We start from the raw sequence: 21,059 nt of genomic DNA on the forward strand, positions 1-21,059 counted from the left end.
GGCACCCCTCGGGTGCCTTTTTTGATCAAAACGTCAACATTCCGCTATCAAGCTGGACGTAACGCATAACTGCGCAGAGACGCAGCAAACTCTTCCAGATAGCGAATGCCGCTTTCTTCCGCCTGCTTACACCACTCGGCCAACGCATTGAGCTTGTCTTGCGGGCGCAGTCCGGAGCGGCGCTGCCAGATCACCTGCAGCTCATGACTCTTCTCATAAATCAGGCGAATCACCTGATTCTGCTGCAGCATTTCCTCCAGGCGCTTCTGTTCCTGGGGCTTGATCAGCGTGACCTCACGGTACAGCAGCTTACGGGCGCGGCGATAGAGAGACTTGGCATCCTTCTCCATACCGGTGCTTTCCTGACGCAACACCGGTTCCAGCACCCGCTTGCGATATTGCCGCATGATCTGGAAACGGTTATTGGCAATTGCCTGAACGGTTTCCACATCGACCTCCTGCTTGCCCGGAATCTGGTGGGCAATAGGGCCGACGACTTTGGGTTTCGCCAACCCAAATAACTGAAACAGGCGAATCCAGCCCCACCCCAGATCCACTTCCCACCAGCGACGCGACAGCTTGGCCGAGTTGGGAAAGGTGTGGTGATTGTTGTGCAGCTCTTCACCACCGATGATGATGCCCCAGGGCACAATATTACGGGCGTTATCGGTGCACTCGTAATTACGGTAACCCCAATGGTGGCCGATACCGTTGATGACGCCGGCAGCCCAGAACGGAATCCACATCATTTGAAGGGCCCAGATCCAGATACCATTGACACCGAACAGCGCCAGATTGATCACCGCCATCAGGATAATGCCCAACTCCCGACGCCCGGTGTAGACGTTCCGCTCCATCCAGTCGTCGGGCGTGCGATGACCGTAACGATTAAGGGTGTCTTCAGTGGCCGCGCCCTGGTACAACTCGGCGCCGCGCCACATCACTTCATTAAAGCCCTTGACGACCGGGCTGTGTGGATCTTCTTCTGTTTCGCAAAAGGCGTGGTGTTTACGATGAATTGCCGTCCACTCCTTGGTGACCATCCCGGAGGTCAGCCACAACCAGAAGCGGAAGAAGTGCGCCAGCGCCGGATGTAGATCGACAGCGTTGTGCGCGGAATGTCGGTGCAGATAGACAGTGACGCTGACGATCGTGACGTGCGTCAGACCCAGCGCGACCAGTATCAGTTGCCAGACGGAGAGGTCCAGGAGACCGTTATACCACATGCAATATTCCTCACTTTTCAGAGTGCCGGACCGGCATATACCCTTATCCGGTACTTCACCCGACGATATTAGCGTACACCTGTACGCTGAAACAACCTAAAGGCCCCATTCGTTACAATTTTCCACCCGCGGCCACCCTTCGCCACTGCATAAATAATAGACAATAGCGACACCTTGACCAACTGCAGGCCGCACAGGAACCACCCTTACGCGCCAACGTCGTTGACAGGCGCACAACCTTCGATAAAGCTGGGCAACTCTGGTCTTTAGAGAGCCCATTGTGCCCGAATTACCTGAAGTTGAAACCACGCGCAGGGGCATAGCCCCACACCTCGAAGGCGTCCGCATTCGACAGCTCCGGGTCCATGACGCCCGACTGCGCTGGCCCGTCCCCACCGAGCTGCCGGAGACACTCGAAGGTCAGACGGTGATCGCCGTGGAGCGGCGCGGCAAATACCTACTCACACAATTCGCGACCGGCACGCTGTTGATTCATCTCGGTATGTCCGGCAGCCTCCGGCTGATTACCGACAACAGCCCGCGCATGAAGCACGATCATATTGAGATGGTGCTGGAAAACGGCAAACTGCTGCGATACAACGATCCCAGACGCTTTGGCGCCTGGCTCTGGGCCGAACACTGGCAGGTGCACCCGCTGCTGGCGAATCTCGGCCCTGAACCGCTGTCACCGGAGTTCGACGGCGCCTACCTCTATAACCGCGCCCGTGGCCGCAGCAGCGCCATAAAACCCTTTCTGATGGACAGTCAGGTTGTCGTCGGCGTGGGCAACATCTACGCCAATGAAGCACTGCATATTGCCCGGATAGACCCGCGGCGGCCCGCCGGACGCATTTCCCTGGCACGTATAACGCTGCTGGCGGAAGCAGCCAAGAGCGTCCTGGACAAGGCCATCCACCAGGGCGGCACCACACTGCGAGACTTCGTTAACTCCGACGGCAAGCCCGGCTATTTCAGTCAGTCCCTGCAAGTGTATGGGCGCGGCGGCCAGGCCTGCTACCGATGCGGTCACACCCTTGCCGAAATCCGATTGGGGCAGCGCAGTACCGTATTCTGCAAACAGTGCCAGACATAATCGCCCTTGCCGGGGAGGCGTGCGAATTCTTGGCCGCCACCACACAACAGCTTGAGATCATGACGATTTACGGCGAGCAGGGGGCCAAAGCGGTCAATAGTGACATTTGGTCACAAAAATTCTTTTGAAATTACGTAAATATGAGCCATAGTTAAAGCAACGACTGGAATTCCCGGTGGCCGTTTGATCAATGCCGTGCCAAATATTGCGGCGCAGCTATACTGAATTGACATGGGGCCGCACAACCCCGGAAAACTCAGGTATCGATTACCAGTCATTCCCGACATTACGGTTATACGGCGGGGTTACCGGCTGGGCTACGCCTCGCCACGAGAGACCATGACCCGAGGCCGGAAAACAAAGTTACCTGTCGTCTGTGATCAGGATTTATCAGGAGAGCATTATCATGTCACCCAAACTGACTCGCGCATTGACCGCAATGCTGGCAGCCTGCCTGCTGAGTCTGTCGTCTTTCTCCCAGGCTGACACGGTCAAGGAAACACCTTCCGCACTGGCAATGACCGGCGATGCACTGTTTGCACGTCCGGCCCTGCTGGCCATGACCGTGGCCGGAAGCGCGGTCTACCTGGTGTCCCTGCCCTTCTCACTGCTGGGCGGCAATGCCAGCGAAGCAGGTAAGGTACTGGTGGTTGATCCTGCGAAAGCGACCTTTGTGCGCTGCCTCGGCTGCACGATGTCTGGTCGCGCCGACGACAATGTCGTCAATGCCTCGGCGCCATCGTCCAGCAGCGCCACACAGTAAGACATTCCGGCAACGTCCCTTCCGACATGTCTTGACGGCCGCCCCTGGCGGCCGTCAAACTGTTCTTCAAAGTTTTACGACACCTCATCCTGAGGCGTCTGCGTCTGGTTCAATGTCATGCTTTCCTGGTCCGATATCGACACAGTGTTCCTTGATATGGATGGAACCCTGCTCGACCTGCATTTCGACAGTCACTTCTGGCTGACCCACCTGCCGCGCCGCTACGCCGAAATCAAGAATATTCCTGAGAGCAAGGCACGCGATCACCTGAAGCGGTGGATCGACTGCGAGCGGGGCACATTGAACTGGTACTGTGTCGACTACTGGAGCGAGCGCCTTGAGGTCGACGTAGGGCAGCTCAAGACAGAGGTCAGGAACCGCATCGCCTACCGAGCCTCGGCCACAGCCTTTCTCGCCTGGCTGGCAGAAGCACCACAGCGGGTTGTGCTGGTCACCAACGCCCACCCCAAGAGCCTGTCGCTCAAAATCGCCGAGACCGGCCTTGACCGCTATTTCGAGCGACTGATCACCACCCACGACAAGGGCTTGGGCCTGCCCAAGGAAAACCCCGCATTCTGGACGGCGCTACAGGACACTGAGCCGTTCGATCCCCAACGAACCCTGTTGATCGATGACAGCTTGCCCGTACTGACCAGCGCACGCACTTACGGCATACGCCACCTGATAACCATCCTGTCTCCCGACAGCACGGCCCCCCACAGGCCAGCCAGCGACTTTCCGGGCATTCACGACTTTGGCGAAATCATGCCTCGTTGAGGTCCGCAATCGAAACGCTGCGACAAGCCTTCGACAGGCGTTATAATGGCGATGACGACGAGCTGATCAGGATACTATGTCCAATACCAGTCACCGCGAGCCCAGCAGCAACCGCCACGCCGATGCGGAGGACCCCAAGGTCCGCCTGGACAAATGGCTGTGGGCGGCACGCTTCTACAAGACTCGCAGCCTCGCCAAACAGGCGGTCGAAGGTGGAAAAGTCGAATACAACGGTCACCGCAGCAAACCCGGCAAAGTGGTAGAGGTTGGAGCGGAAATTCACCTCCGCGTAGGGTCTGTGGAAAAGGATGTTGTCGTCGAAGCCATTAGTGACCAGCGGCGCGGCGCCCCCGAAGCACAACAACTCTATCGTGAGACCGATGACAGCGTCGTCCGACGCGAAGAACAGTCCTGGCAGCGGCGGATGATCATGGCCTCACAACTCCCCCCGGCTCGACGCCCAAACAAGAAGCAACGCCGGGACATACAGCGCCTCAAGGCGCAGGGCGATGACGCCCAAGGGTAGCGACTCACGTAAACCGCCCAACCGACCGGGCCGCCCGGTCACACTGCCTGTTCCCTGTTTTATGCACGAGGTTATTTCATGGCCGGCCAAGACCAGCTCCAACGATTTCTATTCGAAGACTCCAATGTCCGGGGCGCCCTGGTGCAACTCGATGACAGCTTTCAACGCGCGACACGGGAGCACGGCTATCCGGCCCCCATCACGCGTTTACTGGGAGAAAGCCTTGCCGCCAGCACGCTTATGAGCAACACGCTGAAATTCGAGGGCTTACTGACACTCCAGGCGCAGGGGGATGGCCCGGTACGAATTCTGGTGGCGGAGTGCACCCACAAGCTGGGTATTCGCGGCCTCGCCCGCTTCGACGACGTGCCGGAACAGACCGACCTGCCAACCCTTATCGGCAACGGCCGCCTGGTGATCACCCTGGCGCCTCGCCAGGGGCAACGCTATCAGGGCATCGTTCCCCTGGAACGAGACACCCTTGCCGGCTGCCTGGAAGACTACTTTGCCCTTTCCGAACAGCTGGAAACCTTCATTCTCCTCTTCGCCGACGACAAGCGCGCCGGTGGCTTACTCCTGCAGAAATTGCCCGGCGAAGCGGCCGGCCCGGACCACGATCTTTGGCCCAGACTGCTCAAACTCGCCGAAACCACGACAGCCGATGAGTTACTGCACCTGGAACCAACGACCTTACTCCGACGCCTTTTCCACCAGGAGCCGATTCGCGTATTCGATCCGACACCGGTTGAATTCTCCTGCAGCTGCACACGCGACCGCAGCCAGAACGCGTTGGAAGCGCTGGGTGAAGAGGAATGCTATGCATTGCTTGAGGAGCAGGCGGAAATCGATATCGACTGCCAGTTCTGCGGGCGCCGTTATATTTACCGCAGAGCAGACATCGAAAGCCTGTTCGGCGGTCCCAGCGTGCACTGAGTCCGCCTATTGTCCAACCCCGTACATCGCCGCCAGAGCGCCCGCGAAGTCGTATTTGTGGGCGAGATCTGGCATAATGCCCCGCTTGACGCGACCGGACGGTCGTCAGTCCGTCCCACCTGCGGCAGGCCTAGCAGGGCATCGCTCCCGATTCAACTTTATGCTTCTGGGCGTTGGGCGTCGCGTTGACGGGCCAGGGCCATGCAGCTGACGGAAGACTGTCTTATCGGCCGCATAGCCGGGTCGCCCATCTGCCGATGAATGGTGTGCAGATATGATGATCAGGCCTTTTACAGGCACTGGTCATCCGATTTTCACGGTGATTGGCCAGGATAGGATGCAAGCCACCTGTCCGCCGACACGCCGGCATCGGAACATTCCCAAAGGTTATCGAGGGCGAGGACGAAGTGAGCAACACATATACTGATCTGTGTTCGGCGCAGCTCGTTGAGCAGGCACTGGAACGCAAAGAGGGGCAACTGGCCGCAAACGGCTCCCTGGTCGTCAAAACCGGTGCGCGCACCGGGCGTTCACCGATGGACCGGTTTATCGTTGAAGAGCCAGGCTCTGCCAGCAATATTCACTGGGGATCGATCAACCGTCCCTTCGAGGCCGACAAATTCGACGCCCTGTGGGCACGAGTCGCAGCCCACCTGGGCGAACGCGACAGCTTCGTGTCACACCTGCACGTCGGTGCCGACGCTGCTCACTACCTGCCGGTTCGCGTTCAGACCGAAACGGCGTGGCAGAACCTTTTTGGACGCGCCCTCTTCATCCGCCCCGAGACCTACAATCCGGCCGGCAAGGGTGAGTGGCAAGTGATTAATGCGCCAGGTTTCGCCTGCGATCCCGCCCGTGACGGCACCAACAGCGATGGCTGCGTCATTCTCAACTTTGCCGAGCGCAAGGTGCTGATCGCCGGTATGCGTTACGCTGGCGAGATGAAGAAGGCCATGTTCTCGGTGCAGAACTACCTGTTACCGGCGAACGACGTCCTGCCGATGCATTGCTCCGCCAACGTTGGCGAGAACGGCGAAACCTGCCTGTTCTTCGGTCTTTCCGGTACCGGTAAGACAACCCTGTCGGCGGATCAGGATCGTTACCTGATCGGTGACGACGAACATGCCTGGGCCAAAGGTACCGTCTTCAATCTGGAAGGTGGCTGCTATGCCAAGTGTATCGACCTGAGCCGCAAGAACGAGCCGATCATCTGGGACGCCATCCGCTTTGGCGCCATCGTCGAAAACGTCGTGATCGACGAGCACACCCGCGAGCCGGACTACACAGACGTTTCGCTGACGGAAAACACCCGTTGCGCCTACCCGCTCGAACATGTCGAAAAACGCGTGGTGGAGAACTTCGCTGGCGAACCCACTGCCGTCATCTTCCTGACCTGCGATATGACCGGTGTCCTGCCTCCGGTTTCGCTGCTCAGCAAGGAAGCCGCAGCCTATCACTTCCTGAGCGGCTACACCGCGCTGGTAGGATCGACTGAAATGGGTTCCAGCTCCAAACTGAAATCGACGTTCTCCACCTGTTTCGGCGCCCCCTTCTTCCCACGTCCCCCCAGCGTCTATGCAGAGCTGCTGATGAAGCGGGTAGAAGAGTACGGCAGCCGTGTGTTCCTGGTAAATACCGGTTGGACAGGCGGTCCTTATGGTGTCGGCAAGCGCTTCAGCATCCCGACAACCCGCGCCGTGATCCGCGCCATTCAGCACGGTACGCTGGACAACGTCGAAACCGAGCACCTGGATGACCTGAACCTGGACGTTCCGCTGGAAGTCCCGGGCGTCAGCACCCATCTGCTGAACCCGCGTAAAAACTGGGCCGACCCTGCCGAATACGACAAGAAGGCCAAAGAGCTGATCGCTCAGTTCGTCGAAAACTTCAAGAAGTTCGAAGTGTCGGACGCTATCGTTAACGCCGGCCCCCGTCTCCAGGGCTAACCGGCCTCGCAGGGCCTCATCAAGAAGGCCCGCGAATTCCCCCCACGAAAAAAGGAAGTCCGAGGACTTCCTTTTTTTGTTGCCGCCAGGAACAACTTAACGTGCGTAGTAGAACAGCGGCCCAAAGGCGACGATCAACAGGGCGACCCCCATCACCAGCAAGGGCATCATGACCCGTTCATGCCGCTGATAGAAGGTGCCTTCCTTCAGATAGGAGGCATTCATCTCATCCTCACCAACCACCTGTCGCGTCAAGAGGTGGTTGAGAGCCACCGGTGGACTCAAGTACCCCAGCTCGAACGCCACCAAGGTCACCATCCAGAAATGAATCGGGTTGATACCACTGTCATAGGCAATGCTGGCGACGGTTGAACTGACCAGGATAACGGCACCGAAAGGGTCCATGATCATGCCCAGGACGACCAGAATCGCCACCATCAACAGCATGGCCGACCAAGGGCTTCCCAGCGCCTGCGGGAACATGCTCATGACATCGGAACGCTCTATGACACCACCAATACTTACCGAGAGGCCAAAGAGCAGCAACAGGGCGCCAATCTCGGAAGTTGTCTCTGTCGTTGCGGAACGCAGGCTCTGTTCGAGCCCCTTGTGATCTATCTCTCCCGAGACATGCTCGCGGGAACCCTTGAAGCGGACGTGCTCGTAGACCAGGATACCCAGCATGATCACTGGCAGGATCCGTGGCGCCGAGAACTCGTCCATAGCGACACCCAGCACCAGCCAGTAAAAAACGACCACCGCTGCAATCACCAGAATATACGGAATAACCGGCCGCAGTGCGGTGATCATCTCCGGGAAAGCTTCGCTGGCCGGTGCCAACTTAAAGCCGCGCTGCCGATTGAACACCATCGACATCAGCAGAAAGAGTACCGAGGTCAGCAAAAAGACCCAGCCACCCCAGTGGTACAAATTGTCGGTGGTGACCTGCCGGTTCAGATAGGCGATAACAACGACCAGCAAGCAGGGACGCAGCACCACACCCAGCGATCCAGACATCGCCGTCGCCGCCAGCGCCAGCTGACGACGGGCGCCGGCATTGCGCAACTCGCTGTAGATCACCGAACCCGCTGCAATAACGAAGATACCGGAAGCACCGGTATAGGCCGTCGGCACCGAGGCAACCATAACGGCCACGACAGCCAGCAGCTCCGGCGGCATCTTCCAGGGCCTGAACAGGTTGAAGACAAGACTGGCCAACCGAGTCTGCTTGAGCATCATCCCCGCCCAGACATAGAGGCCGACATTCAGGAACATGTCGGACAACTCCATCATCTTGTCGAGGTAGATCCCGATTCCGGCCGCGTTGTGCGCCACCAGCGAAAAGTACGACCCGGACACCAGACACATGGTCGTATAGAGGGGGACCGTCAGGAAGGCATGCATAAGGCTGCCGCCTTCCTTCATTTCCGAAGGGACGCGGAACAGTTTGTAGACGCTGACCAGGGTCAAGAGCAGGAAGCCGCCGATCCAGAGATCATGCAGCACCTCCTGCCCGGTGGTCATGATGGCTCCCGAATCGTGGGACATCTTCCGGTACATATAACTCGACATCAGCAACATGCTGTTGGCGAGAAACTGCAGGAAATGCGACACCGTATAGTCCAGCCGCGTCTCCATCCCGCGCATGGCGATATGATGTCGGGTAAAGGTCGCGGTCGCGGCACACACCATGACGATCAACGCCAGGATATAGCGCTGGGCCGTCAGTCCAAAGGCCACCACATCAGCAATAAACAATTCAACACTGCGGTAAACCTTTACCCCTGGCGTAATCCGCGACTGAATCGAGCGATAATCGGCAAATTGGGCCTGACAGGCTTTCTTCGCGTTCTCGATGGAAGCTCGAATCGCCTTGGGGTCAACGGGACCTGAATCGAGCAGCCCGCCCAGGAGTGCATCGTCACCCGAGGGCTTTTGGGCCAATCGCTGCTGGACTGCGGCATCGACATTTATCGCGGGATTACAGGTCGGCTGCACCGGATCGAAGCGCAGCTGATAGTAACCTGACCAGAGATCCTGTCCGAGCTGCAGCACCTTGTTATGAATGTCGCTGCTGGTACTAAAAATCACCACGGCCAACAATAGGAAACAGGCTGGCAGCGAGGACAGCCATTCCTGTCCACTGCGGCCGGCGACGGTGCGCTTCTCCATCAGCCGGTAATCCTCTGCATCCAGAGTTCGGGTTGGCGTTTCCATAAAACCTCCATACAAAAGAGCGCCGGGGCTCCCGTCCCGGCGCTCTCGGGTCTGAGACCCCGGTCTCGAATCAGGGTTATTCGCGCTGTTCCGCGCATTCGCCCCGGCTCGGATCGGTTTTGCATCGAATCAATTTCATCAAGTGAAGCGCCTTACCGTCATAGGTACCGGCATCCCGCAGGCTGATACGCACCTCTCGCAGCATCTTGTCATAGCTGGCCACCTGCGCCGGTGTCGGTTCCATCCAGAACTTGGGGTTAATCTCGGCACGCGCCTTGTGCACGATATCGAAAGCTTCATCCAGGCGACCGTTGGTGTAGCTGCGCATCTGGTTGCCAAAATCTTCCGGGAAGCGGCTCTTGTGGATGATGATCTGGAAGTTCATCTGACCGATCACGTAATCGAATACGCCACCGTTGGGACTCAGGCCCTTGTAGAGTTCCAACGGCGTATAGGCCACGGCCGGCGCGTAACAGATGTCGACACTGCCATTGTTGAAGAGACCCGCAAAACTGGCAGAACTGGCACCGACCACCGAGGCCCCTACATGGCGAACCATGGTCACCGCCGCGTTGTCGTAATCGAGCGTCGCGATTTTCTTGCCCTGCAGTTTCTCGACCGTATCGATACTGCGGTCACGCGTGAACAGGTAAATCGCACCGGCCGGCAGGATACCGACCACTTCATAATCGCCATTGGTCAGCAGTGGTCCCGCCTTGGGCTGGTTGAGCGTTTCCATCAGGATACGCATCTGCTTCTCGTTCTTGATCGCGCCCAGCGCCTCCAGGGTGCCGGTAAACTTGTTGAACGCACGGGCCCGGGTCCCGGTCAACAATACCGAATCACACTGGCCGGCCTTAAAGTCCTCGGCAGCGATCTTCTCGTCGGTGTATGCGCGCATCGTCAGCTCGACGCCCCACGACAAGGCCGCCGGTTTAACCGACTTCATGACACTGAACAAGGGCCCATTGGCCCCGATGGGATCGAAAACGCAAAATGTCCGTTTAATGGGTCCGGCCTCGGCGACCTGAACCCATGTCAGGGTGCCGAGCAGCACCCACATCACAACGCTGAGCTTGCCCAAAAGTTTCACCACCAGTCTCCCTTCCATCAGCCATCCGGGTTTTTAGCCCGATTGTGTTTGTTATCGTTAGCGTTCCGCCCGGCAACGTCGGAACGCGATAGGCGTAAGCCGCCCCTGGCTCTCTACATGATCGAATTCAGATCGATGACTTCACCACTGCTGGGCTTCTTATCGTCCCAGAAAGTGCCCAAGCCACCGATCGGCGTCCGATGCCCGGTGTGTTCGATCCACAGACGATCGGAAACGGCCTGCAGGTTCAGTGTCGCCAACTGGTCGACCATGGCCCACTTGGGATCCGGCGGCACCCGGCTCACGTCTTTCGCGTGACGCCGGATAATGTCTTTCACCATCGCCGTCTTGTTCTGGTTCCAGGCCGCGATGGCGTGAAGCACATCGGCCAGTCGGACACGCGCGTCCTCACCTTTTTTATCGGCGGCCGCCAGACGCTGGAAGGCATCCTCGCCCTGCGGTTGGGATCCCGGCAACATCGCCCAGACCGTCGCCCGCAGCGCCATCGGCACGCCCCACCACTTGTCGTCGTCCAGGCAACCTGACGCCCGCGCCACCTTGGCGGCGATATTCTGGGGAACGCCGGTGTTATCCGACGTGGATTGGATTTCGCTGTTGAGCGCCTCCAGACCGGCCAGCAGGCCCATCATATAAATGAACTCGCTCTGGTCATTGTCGAAGGAGGGGCAGCTGCTGTCGCCCACATCACCGTAACGGGCATTGAGATGCTTCCAGGCCCGGTAATAGCGTTTGGCGGCGACGATGTAATGGCGCTTCTCGACGATCATGGCATCCTGGGCTTCTTCCGGCTGCTGAGCGCGTAACGCCTTCATGTACCGGAACTCGTACTTCCAGGCCTTCTGCTCCTCGCAGTTACCCGCGGACAGGTCCATCATCACGCCCAGTTCGTCCGGATTCTTGGTCACCTGCCCGAAAGACATCAGCAAGGGCGTCATCGCCTCGCTCATGGCACAGTTCATCCCCAGGTCATCACTGCTCAGGACATAGGGCACCGTATGCTGTTCAGCAAAGCCCACCATGACGTCGCCAGTCGTCTTGTACATCATGTTATTGATGGCGCCACAGCCCGACAGGCCGAGGAAGGCCGTCAGCATCAGCAGCCAGGACCACCGCACGTGGCAGCCCTTGAGGACGTCAGATCCGGAACCCGGAAAGCGCATGATCCGCCTCGCTTCTTTTGTGTTTGTTATGGCCATTCATGATGGCAGTTCGTCATCAGGGTGATGACCGACGCTGTGCAGGGAACGTCGAGAAATGTTTTGTTACCTGTTGTAACCAACGAGTTACAGTCGAAGCATTATCTACGACTCATCCAGTGAATTGTGAGACGGACACCACAAAGCCGATAAGCTTTCTCACATTCCTGTAAATTTGTACCGTTTCCAGATAAGAGTTTGACAATACCCTCTCACCGGCTATACATCCCTATGGCGAGCGGCGAAACGCACAACGGAAGCCGCTCACCATCGACTACCGGGCTAGCCGGTTCGCCCAAACCCCAAAAGGAGAATGCCGATGCATAAACCCGAACTCGCCGCTGAAATTGCCGACAAAACCGGCCTGAGCAAAGAAAAGGCTATGGAAGTGATCACTGCCTTCACCGATCAGGTTTCCGCAGCGGCGGCACGCCAGGAAGACACCGTTCTCACTGGCTTTGGCACTTTCAGCGTGCGTGAACGCCAAGCGCGTGAAGGCCGCAATCCGCAGACGGGTGCCACCATCAAGATTCCAGCCAGCAAGTCCGTCGGCTTCAAGCCCGGCAAGGTCCTGAAAGAGAGCGTACGCTAACGCCCTCACAGCCTTCGTTACGCGCCGAACGGCGCAACGAAGGCTGTAAGCAGCCTACTCCATCGCCAGCGCACATTCCGCGCGCGTGGGATCGACCTTACACCGCACCGCCCGCATCAGCTTTAGCGCACGGGCGTCGTAGACCCCCTCATCCCGCAGTTTCAAGCGGACCTTGGCCAGTATCGCGTTGTACTGCTCCACTTGGTTTGGTGTTGGATACATCCAGTATTTCTTGGGAACTCCCGCCTCAGCATCCGCAATAATCTTGTAGGCTTCATCGATCTTCTTACGTGACTCGTCACGAACCATCTGAGCCGCCTGCGGCGGGAAACGGTGGCGATGCAGGATCACCTGGAAGTTCATGTAGGCAACCGCATATTTAAAGATACCCCCCTTGCTTCCCAAGCCCTTGTAAAGCTCCAGAGGCTGATAGGCGACCGCCGGCGCATAGCAGATGTCGACACTGCCATTATTGAAAAGGCTGGCAAACGTCGCCGCATTAGCGCCCACCACCGAGGCCCCCACATAACGCACCATGGTGAGTGAAGCCTTGTCATAATCCAGCGTCGCGATCTTTTTGCCCTGCAATTCTTCCACACGATCGATCGAACGATCCCGGGTGTACAGGTAAACTGCACCCGCCGGGAAAATCCCCGCCACCTCGTAGTCTCCGTTCGTCATCAGCGGCGCGGCTTTCGCCTGGGTCAGCGTGTTGAACAGGATCTTCATGTCTTCCTTGTTTGGAATCGCCCCCAGCGCCTCAAGGGATCCCGTGAACTTGTTGAACTGCCGTGCCCGCGTACCCGTTAGCAGCACGCCATCGCACTGCCCCTGTTTGAAGTCGGCCGCTGCAACCTGCTCATCGGTATAGGCGTGCAACTTCAACCTGACACCAGCCTCTAGGGCGATCGGCACGAAGGTTTTAACGATGGCAAAGAGCGGGCCGTTGGCGCCGACCGGGTCGAAGACGCAGAAATTCCGGGTGATCACCTTTCCCTTTTCAGCGGCCTGGGCACTGGGCGCCGCAGACAGGCTAATCGGGGCAATCAGCAATATCAGGATGAGCAGACGGGAGCGTAAAAGAGGACGCAACAAACGTAGCATCGCAGAGATCCACCTTGATTCGGCACGGCATGAAAGAAGCCCCGCTTATCCAGCAAACGGGCGACAGGGCTGCCAAACTAAGCAGTGGATTTCATGAATTCGTTGGCATCGCTGCCGAAGCCCTTCAGGCATTACGGCAAACGGGAGGGGCAGGAAAAGCGGAAACCGCATGACGCAAGGCTCGGGAGGGTTTCCCGGACATTGCGTCACATCAGGCAATAACAGACGCTATGCCGTTTTTGCGAACCGGATCACGTCGTCTTTTTCGAGCTGCGGGCGGGTTTGGCCGGGACGGACGATTCTGCCGGAGTCTCTCCCTTCAGCGCATCGGCCAGCTCTTCCAGTCGCTTCTCCAGCGACACGATCTCGTATTGCAGGGCTGTCTGTTTGTCGAGCGCGTCGCCGGTGTTCCGGCAGATGGTCCAAAGCAGCCAGATAATGACGATCAGCGCTACCAGAATCAGAAAGCTCATGGTGGATCTCCTTCCAGGATGCCTGTTGAATTCTCGTTATTGTCATCGATGCCAGGATTCAGGCGGGCTCAGCCCCAACACCTTAACCTACGACCGCGGCGCCGACTCAGTCGTCGCCGCCAGCCACAAAGGCCACTTTACCATTACAGAGTGTCGCACGGACGACACCATTTAACGCCTCTCCCAATACGGCCGCATGCTTGCCTGTCGACAAGAGACTGGCGGCAGTGACGGTCCAGGTCTCGCCCGGCGCAAACACACAGAGATCGGCCGGTGCGCCGACATCCAGGCGCGGCGGCGTGCGCCCCAGCACCTGAGCGGGACCTGACGTGAGCGCAGCCAAAAGCACCGGCAGGGACAACTCACCGTTTTCGACAAGACGCAACCCCATGCCCAACGTGGTTTCCACGGTCGAGAGACCGGGCGCCGTCTCCGCAAGAGGTGCCTGCTTTGCCGCGGGGTCCTGTGGGCGATGCTGGCTGGTGATCGCCGTAATGACTCCATCCCTCACCCCGGCCAACAGCCCCTGGCGATCCGCTTCCGAGCGCAACGGCGGTCGGACGTGAAAACGGCTGTCAAAGCCCCTCAGTGCCGATTCGTTAAACAACAGGTGATGCATTGCAACGTCAGCAGTGACCGCAATTCCGCGAGCCTGCGCCCGACCAATCAGTTCTACCGAGCGCGCCGTGCTCACCTGACTCAGGTGCAGCCGGACGCCCGTTTCCTCCGCCAGCAGCAACAGTTCGCCGACGGCGATGGTCTCTGCCACCTCAGGAATGCCCGGCAATCCCAAATGGGTCGCGACCGAGCCTTCGTGAGCACAACCTTCCGCCGCCAGGGCCTTGTTTTCCGGCTGAATAAACAAGGTCAACCCGAAGGTGCGGGCATAAGCCATGCAGCGCCTGAGCACCCGCGAGTTGCCCAACGGACGGTCGCCATTGCTCAGCGCCACACAACCGGCATTTGTCAGACCCGCCATGTCACTCAACAGCTCGCCTCCGAGGCCGCGGGTGATGGCGCCAACCGGCAACACCCGGACAGCGCCCGTGCGCGCCGCGACATCGAGAATCAGGTTGGTAACGGCACCGGAGTCGTTCACTGGCGACGAATCCGGCGACGTGCACAGGGTCGTAAATCCGCCATGAGCAGCAGCACGGGTCTCTGATGCGATAGAGCCTTTCTGGTCGTCACCCGGTTCCCGCACGTGACAGGAGAGATCGATAAATCCCGGAACGATCAGGCACCCCTGAGCATCGATACGTCGATCCACCGCCTGTTCGGGCGCTTCCAATGCGGCGATTACGCCCTCTTTGACGAAGACGCCGGTCTCGGTTTCCCGGCCGCTGACGGGATCGAAGACCCGCCCGTTTTCAATCAGTATCTTCATAGGGTCAGTATCACTTGGAAGCCTGCGTCTCGGCCGCCGCCTGACGCTCGGCAAGCTGGCCACTCATCGCCATGGACATCACCGCCATGCGAACGGCAATACCATTGGTCACCTGGTTCAGAATCACCGACTGTGGGCCATCCGCCACGGCAGACTCGATCTCCACCCCCCGGTTGATCGGGCCCGGATGCATGACGATGGCATCCGGTCTGGCGTAGGCCAGCTTCTCCGTCGTCAGGCCATATTGGCGATAGAACTCGCGTTCGCTGGGCAGCAGAGCCCCTTCCATGCGCTCACGCTGCAGCCGGAGCATGATGACCACGTCGGCATCCCGCAATCCGCTGCGCATGTCATTGTGGATCTTAACCCCCAACGTCTCCGCATCCCGCGGCAGCAGCGTGTTGGGGCCGACGATACGCACCTCTTCCGCCCCCAGCGTCAGCAGCGCACGAACCTGCGAACGCGCCACCCGCGAATGCAGGATGTCGCCGACGATCGCCACCACCAGGCCTTCAAAACGTCCTTTGTGCTGACGGATGGTCAGCATATCGAGCATGGCCTGGGTGGGATGGGCATGACGGCCGTCACCCGCGTTGATAATGGCGACACCCGGCGTCACCGATTGCGCAATAAAGTGAGGCGCGCCACTTTGCGCATGACGGACGACGAACATGTCGCTGGCCATGGCTTCGAGATTAAGCAGGGTATCGGAGAGCGACTCGCCCTTGGAGGTCGCCGACGTGCTGATATCCAGGTTCAGCACGTCGGCTGATAGGCGTTTGGCCGCCAGTTCGAAGGTGCTGCGGGTCCGGGTACTGGCTTCAAAGAACAGGTTGACGACCGTCCGGCCCCGCAACAACGGGACCTTCTTGATGGAACGCTCGCCCACCTCGATAAAGGAGTCGGCCGTATCGAGGATTTCTGTCAGCAGGTTGCGATCCAGTCCGTCGATACTCAGGAAATGGCGGAGCTGGCCGAACGGGTTGAGCTGGATGTGGCGGTCGGATGCAGGCGACGTGCTCATGCGCGGCTATCTCTCGAACAGCGTGATGGGTGATTCAGGTATTTTCGCGGCGTTCACGCAACTCCACACGCAGTGGGTCGGGGCCCAGCAATTTTACCCGTTGATGACGTTGCAGTTGAAGCGACTGACCGACAATATCCGGCTGTATCGGCAGTTCGCGGGCCCCCAGATCCAACAGGGTCACCAGAATGATGCTCGCGGGACGGCCATAATCGAAGATTTCGTTCATCGCCGCCCGGATGGTTCGGCCACTCATGATGACATCATCGACCAGGATGATATGTCGATCCTCTGTTTCGAATGGTAGATGAGACGGACGCACCCGGGGATTCAAACCCATGCGACTGAAGTCGTCGCGGTAGAAGGAGATATCCAGCTCACCAAAGGGCTCCTCCAGCGCCAGCGCCTTGTGCAGGTAGTCGGCCAGCCAGACGCCACCGGTGCGGATACCGATCAGGGCTGGTTGCTCGACCGAGCGGGCCTGCAATTCGCCCTTGAGCTGGTCACACATGGTTTTCAACAGGTTTTCGACGTTGATCAATGCAGTCATGCGACTCCCTCTGGGTCAGCGCGTGCGTATCTTAGGTCGGCGACTGTGCCTGCTGCAAGAACCAGCTCTCCAAGATCAGCACGGCCGCCAGGTCGTCGATACCGGCTTCGCCGAAATTACGGCTTTTTCCGCGGGCCAGTACTACCGACTTGGCTTCGAAACTGGTCAGGCGCTCATCCATCATGGCGTAGGGACGGTGATAGATACCGTGCAGGCGCCGTGCAAACTTGCGCGCCCGCCGGCACATCTCGCTTTCGCTGTCATCCATGTTCAGGGGCAGGCCCACGACAAACAGATCGGGACGCCACTCCTTAACCAGCGCTTCGATGCGGTTCCAGTCCGGGATGCCGTCGCGAGCCGGGATCATCGCCAAGGGCGACGCCGTGCCGGTTAGCGACTGACCGATGGCCACACCCATGCGCCGGATACCAAAGTCGAACGCCATGACACGTTCCGGGGTTTGTTGATCAGGCATGTCCAACCGAATCGGAAAGTTGATTGATATCGATGCCCATACCCGCCATGGCCGCAGCGAAACGCCCCTGCCAGGGCGTGCGGAAAAGTATGTCGGGATCAGCAGGACAGGTCAGCCAGATGTTACCCGCCAGCTCCTGCTCCAACTGACCGGCACCCCAGCCGGCATAACCCAGCGCGACCAGGAAGTCCTCCGGCCCCTCGCCTGCACCGATGGCGGCGAGGATATCGCGGGACGTGGTCAAAGCCAGGTCCTTACCCAGATCCAGGGAACTCTGCCAGTCGCCCAGCGGTCGATGCAGCACGAAACCACGCTCCAGTTGCACAGGACCCCCACCGTATATGGGCAGGTCAAGACGACCGGACTCGATATCCAACTGCTCGAGAATATCACCCAGGGAGAAGTCCATGGGCCGGTTGATGATCAACCCCAGCGCGCCGTGCTCGTTATGATCGCAAATATAGGTCAGGGTCCCGCTGAAATTCGGGTCCTTCATATAAGGCATGGCAATCAGGAAATGATTGCAGAGGGACGCAGTCGACTCGGTCATAGGGGTAGTATTCGCATCGCGCGCGGCTTTGGCAAGCACCGTCTGGCGGAGACTAGCGCGAGGACATACCTTCCGGCTCGAAGGACCAGGTACGGATAATCTCCAATACGTCCTTTTTCTTGCGCAGTTCTGACGGGAACGGCGCAAAAGGTGCCGAGAGTTTGACGATGCGGATGGCGGCCTGATCGAGTACCTTGTGACCGGATGACTCCAGCACCTGCACATCCTTGATGGTGCCGTTGGCCCACAGTGCCACGAGCAGGCGCAGCGTGCCATGAATGCCGCGCCGGCGCGCTTCGTCGGGGTAATTGAGATTACCGACACGGGTCACCTTGTTGACCCAGGACTGCACATAGGCGGCATCGTTGGACTTCAGCGTCGACGCGGCCGTCACCCGCATGACCCGGGGGCGGCGCGCATAATCCCGCTGCTCGGTATCCAGCCGGGCTTCCAGACTGGCGATTTCAAGGGCCCGCTGCATCAGGCTCTTGCGCGCGACCGGCGCGGCTGGCTGATCCTCGGCAACTTTCGGGGTTTTCGAGGGAGCTACCTGCTCAGAACGGCTTGTCGTCGTCAATTCGTGGCGCACCGCAGGTTGCGGGTGGGCCTGGGCGGCCGGCTGCTGAAGCGGTTCGATCTTGTGAATCTGGTCATCCGGAAGCGGCGCCAGTCGGGTGGTCGTGATCTGAGTCTTTTCTTTCCGGGTACCGCTGCCCTTCTGATTGGTCTGTGCCAGGAAGTCCGGGTGCTCAGGCGCCTGCCGGTCGTCCGTATGAGACAGCGTGATATCCAACGTCTGAGCCGCCGGACGGGGGTCCTGCGGCTTGAAGGTAATACCGAGTACCACGATGGCATGCAGTGCCAACGCGAGAAAAACGGTAAACGTCAGGCGATCTGAATCATTGACCCGTACAGCCATGCTCGCCATAAGCTACATGATCGACATTTTACAATTTAACAAAATCAGAGTTGGATGGAGTTTGACCGCAAAGTCGCCCCTTGTCCATTTCATACTGTAAAGAAGCGCTACCGGCCCGCCGTTGACCGCTACCCCCTCGGCAGAGAGAAGCGGCAGCAGGCCGGAGTGGCCATGATCACCCCAGACGCTTGGCAATGGCATCCATCAACTGGCCGGCGATATCCAGCCCATAGGCATTATCCAGCTCACGCACGCAGGTCGGGCTGGTAACGTTAATCTCTGTCAGATAATCCCCGATCACATCCAGGCCGACAAACAGCAGGCCTTTCTCCTTGATCGCCGGCGCCACCTGGGCGCAGATCCAGCGATCACGCTCCGTGAGCGGACGTCCCTCGCCACGACCACCGGCAGCCAGGTTACCGCGATTCTCGCCCTGGGACGGGATCCTCGCCAGGGCATAAGGAATCGGCTCACCGTCGACCAGCAGTATGCGCTTGTCCCCCTGCGTAATTTCCGGCAGGTATTTTTGCGCCATGATCTGGTGGGCACCGTGATTCGTCAGCGTCTCGATGATGACACCCAGATTGAAGTCGTTCTCGCGAATACGGAACACCGAAGCCCCACCCATCCCATCGACCGGCTTCATGACGACATCCTTATGCTCGTCATAGAACGCACGCAAACGTTTGGGATCCCGCGTCACGATCAGCGGCGGGGTGCACTGTGGGAACCATGTCGCAAACAGCTTTTCATTGCAGTCGCGCAACGCGGACGGCGGATTGACGACCATGGCGCCGTCACGCTGGGCGGCATCGAGAATCCAGGTCGCCACCATGAACTCGCGATCGACCGGAGGATCCTTGCGCATCAGGATCACGTCGAGATCACCCAGCGCAATATCCTGCTCCACATCCATGTCATACCAGTGCGACGGATCCATTGCCACCCGTAGCTGCCGGGTCCTTGCACGCGCCTGGACTCCCTGCAGGTAAAGATCCTGCTGCTCCATATAATAGAGCTCCCAGCCACGCGCCTGAGCGGCCACCAGCATCGCCAGCGATGTATCTTTCTTGAAGTGGATGGCGGCGATGTCATCCATCACGATACCCAGTTTTACGGTCATCCGGCCTACCTACCCTCGTTGCGAATGGATCTTCTGGAACGCCAGGCGTGCTGACGAGATGTTGCTTTGGCTGCTTATCCGAACACTGTAATGTAAGGTCACATTCCCGGAATACACGGATTGCTTCAGTGCGTCCCTTGCGGTGCAGTCGCCTAAATAGCTGCTATGCTGAGAGAACAGAAGTCGATTTGTGCAGTCCTCATGGCGAAAAAACGCAGGCGGGACTGTAGGGAAGCGGAAGGTTTTTGCGCCGCCGCTACACCCGGGAGTGGCTGTTGAACCTGGCATTATAATAGAGATACTGCGTCGGTTTCCGTATCGATCACAATTGGTCACAAACAAAATCTTTTGCGGTCAAGATCGATAAACTATAAATAGTAAAGGTTTATAGAACGGCTTCCGATTCTATGTTAAAAAGGCGCGTCAACGTGCCAGCTGCGACAGGAAAAATAAGGCCACAGGAACCCAACGACGTCAGTGGGTTGCGCCTACTCCGGTGCAATGTAACCTGTAAGATTATCCGGTTTTACCCGCAGATCCTTTTCGGTGGCAATGCTGCCGGAGAGCTGACTCCGGGGCGGATACAGACGGCGCTGGCTGGCTTGGCCTCCGACAATAACGATTCCCCGTTTATGCGCAAGGCTGTTGGACAATGGAAGACAACTTCGAAAATCTGAAGATCATGGTGATCGACGACAGCAAAACGATTCGTCGCACCGCAGAAACCCTTCTGAAGAAAGTGGGTTGCGAAGTCATTACGGCAACGGATGGATTCGACGCCCTTGCCAAGATCGCGGACTCCCACCCCGACATCATCTTCGTCGACATCATGATGCCGCGGCTGGATGGCTACCAAACCTGCGCCCTGATCAAGAACAATTCCGCCTTCAAGACGACGCCGGTCATCATGCTCTCGAGCAAGGACGGCCTGTTTGACAAGGCGAAAGGCCGTATTGTCGGATCGGATCAGTATTTGACAAAGCCCTTCAGCAAAGACGAATTGCTCAACACGATTCGCCAGCATCTGCCCGCTCGGGAACAGTAATCTGGACCTGATGCAGACTGGACCTG

General features: G+C 58.6%; 21 protein-coding genes. 8 read left to right on the forward strand and 13 right to left on the reverse strand.

Annotated elements, in window-relative coordinates; all coding sequences use genetic code 11:
• Positions 1-47 precede the first annotated feature (47 nt).
• On the reverse strand, positions 48-1,226 hold the full coding sequence (locus CLR77_RS04105; RefSeq protein WP_097459290.1) for a DesA family fatty acid desaturase: 1,179 nt from the start codon (positions 1,224-1,226) through the stop codon (positions 48-50).
• A 280-nt stretch (positions 1,227-1,506) separates the two neighbouring features.
• On the opposite strand from CLR77_RS04105, the gene mutM reads away from it, so the two are divergent.
• The 6 genes from mutM to CLR77_RS04135 all read left to right on the forward strand — a co-directional run bounded on the left by mutM (position 1,507) and on the right by CLR77_RS04135 (position 7,264).
• Positions 1,507-2,319 carry a bifunctional DNA-formamidopyrimidine glycosylase/DNA-(apurinic or apyrimidinic site) lyase gene (gene mutM / locus CLR77_RS04110; RefSeq protein ID WP_097459291.1) on the forward strand — a complete coding sequence of 271 codons (813 nt, stop codon included), beginning with the start codon at positions 1,507-1,509 and terminating at the stop codon, positions 2,317-2,319.
• Positions 2,320-2,725: 406 nt separating this feature from the next.
• Positions 2,726-3,082, forward strand: a complete 357-nt coding sequence (locus CLR77_RS04115) for a hypothetical protein (protein WP_097459292.1) — start codon at positions 2,726-2,728, stop codon at positions 3,080-3,082.
• 117 nt (positions 3,083-3,199) lie between these two features.
• Positions 3,200-3,859, forward strand: coding sequence for a GMP/IMP nucleotidase (gene yrfG, locus CLR77_RS04120; RefSeq protein WP_097459293.1), 660 nt, complete (start codon positions 3,200-3,202; stop codon positions 3,857-3,859).
• 76 nt (positions 3,860-3,935) lie between these two features.
• Positions 3,936-4,385, forward strand: a complete 450-nt coding sequence (hslR, locus tag CLR77_RS04125) for a ribosome-associated heat shock protein Hsp15 (protein WP_097459294.1) — start codon at positions 3,936-3,938, stop codon at positions 4,383-4,385.
• A 78-nt stretch (positions 4,386-4,463) separates the two neighbouring features.
• Positions 4,464-5,318, forward strand: a complete 855-nt coding sequence (gene hslO / locus CLR77_RS04130) for an Hsp33 family molecular chaperone HslO (protein WP_097459295.1) — start codon at positions 4,464-4,466, stop codon at positions 5,316-5,318.
• 407 nt (positions 5,319-5,725) lie between these two features.
• Complete coding sequence (locus tag CLR77_RS04135) at positions 5,726-7,264, forward strand: phosphoenolpyruvate carboxykinase (RefSeq protein WP_097459296.1); 1,539 nt, start codon at positions 5,726-5,728, stop codon at positions 7,262-7,264.
• 96 nt (positions 7,265-7,360) lie between these two features.
• Here CLR77_RS04135 and CLR77_RS04140 read toward each other — a convergent pair whose 3' ends face one another.
• From CLR77_RS04140 to CLR77_RS04150, 3 genes are all read right to left on the reverse strand, one after another.
• Entirely contained in the window at positions 7,361-9,436 is a 2,076-nt protein-coding gene (locus CLR77_RS04140; RefSeq protein WP_097459683.1) for a TRAP transporter large permease subunit, read from the reverse strand.
• 121 nt (positions 9,437-9,557) lie between these two features.
• Positions 9,558-10,592, reverse strand: a complete 1,035-nt coding sequence (locus CLR77_RS04145) for a putative solute-binding protein (protein WP_097459297.1) — start codon at positions 10,590-10,592, stop codon at positions 9,558-9,560.
• 95 nt (positions 10,593-10,687) lie between these two features.
• Positions 10,688-11,710 carry a hypothetical protein gene (locus tag CLR77_RS04150; RefSeq protein ID WP_227519796.1) on the reverse strand — a complete coding sequence of 341 codons (1,023 nt, stop codon included), beginning with the start codon at positions 11,708-11,710 and terminating at the stop codon, positions 10,688-10,690.
• Positions 11,711-12,110: 400 nt separating this feature from the next.
• Between CLR77_RS04150 and CLR77_RS04155 the strand changes: the two genes are divergently transcribed.
• Positions 12,111-12,383, forward strand: coding sequence for an HU family DNA-binding protein (locus CLR77_RS04155; protein ID WP_097459298.1), 273 nt, complete (start codon positions 12,111-12,113; stop codon positions 12,381-12,383).
• Between the two features lie 54 nt (positions 12,384-12,437).
• On the opposite strand, the gene CLR77_RS04160 is transcribed toward CLR77_RS04155, so the two are convergent.
• The 9 genes from CLR77_RS04160 to gshB form a co-directional block, all read right to left on the reverse strand.
• The gene (locus CLR77_RS04160) at positions 12,438-13,487 is read right to left on the reverse strand and encodes a putative solute-binding protein (protein ID WP_198962650.1); all 1,050 of its coding nucleotides are present in this window, start codon (positions 13,485-13,487) and stop codon (positions 12,438-12,440) included.
• Between the two features lie 251 nt (positions 13,488-13,738).
• Positions 13,739-13,960, reverse strand: coding sequence for a hypothetical protein (locus CLR77_RS04165; RefSeq protein ID WP_097459299.1), 222 nt, complete (start codon positions 13,958-13,960; stop codon positions 13,739-13,741).
• 106 nt (positions 13,961-14,066) lie between these two features.
• Positions 14,067-15,347, reverse strand: a complete 1,281-nt coding sequence (locus CLR77_RS04170) for a dihydroorotase (RefSeq protein ID WP_097459300.1) — start codon at positions 15,345-15,347, stop codon at positions 14,067-14,069.
• A 10-nt stretch (positions 15,348-15,357) separates the two neighbouring features.
• Positions 15,358-16,371: an aspartate carbamoyltransferase catalytic subunit gene (locus CLR77_RS04175; protein WP_097459301.1), complete on the reverse strand. Its 1,014-nt coding sequence runs from the start codon at positions 16,369-16,371 to the stop codon at positions 15,358-15,360.
• A 34-nt stretch (positions 16,372-16,405) separates the two neighbouring features.
• Entirely contained in the window at positions 16,406-16,921 is a 516-nt protein-coding gene (pyrR, locus tag CLR77_RS04180; RefSeq protein WP_097459302.1) for a bifunctional pyr operon transcriptional regulator/uracil phosphoribosyltransferase PyrR, read from the reverse strand.
• Between the two features lie 31 nt (positions 16,922-16,952).
• On the reverse strand, positions 16,953-17,396 hold the full coding sequence (gene ruvX, locus CLR77_RS04185) for a Holliday junction resolvase RuvX (RefSeq protein WP_097459303.1): 444 nt from the start codon (positions 17,394-17,396) through the stop codon (positions 16,953-16,955).
• A complete protein-coding gene (locus CLR77_RS04190; protein ID WP_097459686.1) occupies positions 17,389-17,946 on the reverse strand; it encodes a YqgE/AlgH family protein in 558 nt (185 codons plus the stop codon). Before CLR77_RS04190 ends, ruvX begins: the two co-directional genes overlap by 8 nt.
• 52 nt (positions 17,947-17,998) lie before the next feature.
• Complete coding sequence (locus tag CLR77_RS04195) at positions 17,999-18,865, reverse strand: energy transducer TonB (RefSeq protein WP_097459304.1); 867 nt, start codon at positions 18,863-18,865, stop codon at positions 17,999-18,001.
• Between the two features lie 175 nt (positions 18,866-19,040).
• Positions 19,041-19,988 (reverse strand): glutathione synthase, encoded by a 948-nt coding sequence (gene gshB, locus CLR77_RS04200; RefSeq protein WP_097459305.1) that lies wholly within the window; start codon positions 19,986-19,988, stop codon positions 19,041-19,043.
• A gap of 652 nt (positions 19,989-20,640) precedes the next feature.
• Between gshB and pilG the strand changes: the two genes are divergently transcribed.
• Positions 20,641-21,033, forward strand: a complete 393-nt coding sequence (gene pilG / locus CLR77_RS04205) for a twitching motility response regulator PilG (protein WP_097459306.1) — start codon at positions 20,641-20,643, stop codon at positions 21,031-21,033.
• Positions 21,034-21,059 lie beyond the last annotated feature (26 nt).

The sequence above is a fragment of the Mangrovitalea sediminis genome, from assembly GCF_002514725.1.
In the GTDB taxonomy this organism is placed as follows: Bacteria; Pseudomonadota; Gammaproteobacteria; order Pseudomonadales; family Oleiphilaceae; genus Mangrovitalea; species Mangrovitalea sediminis.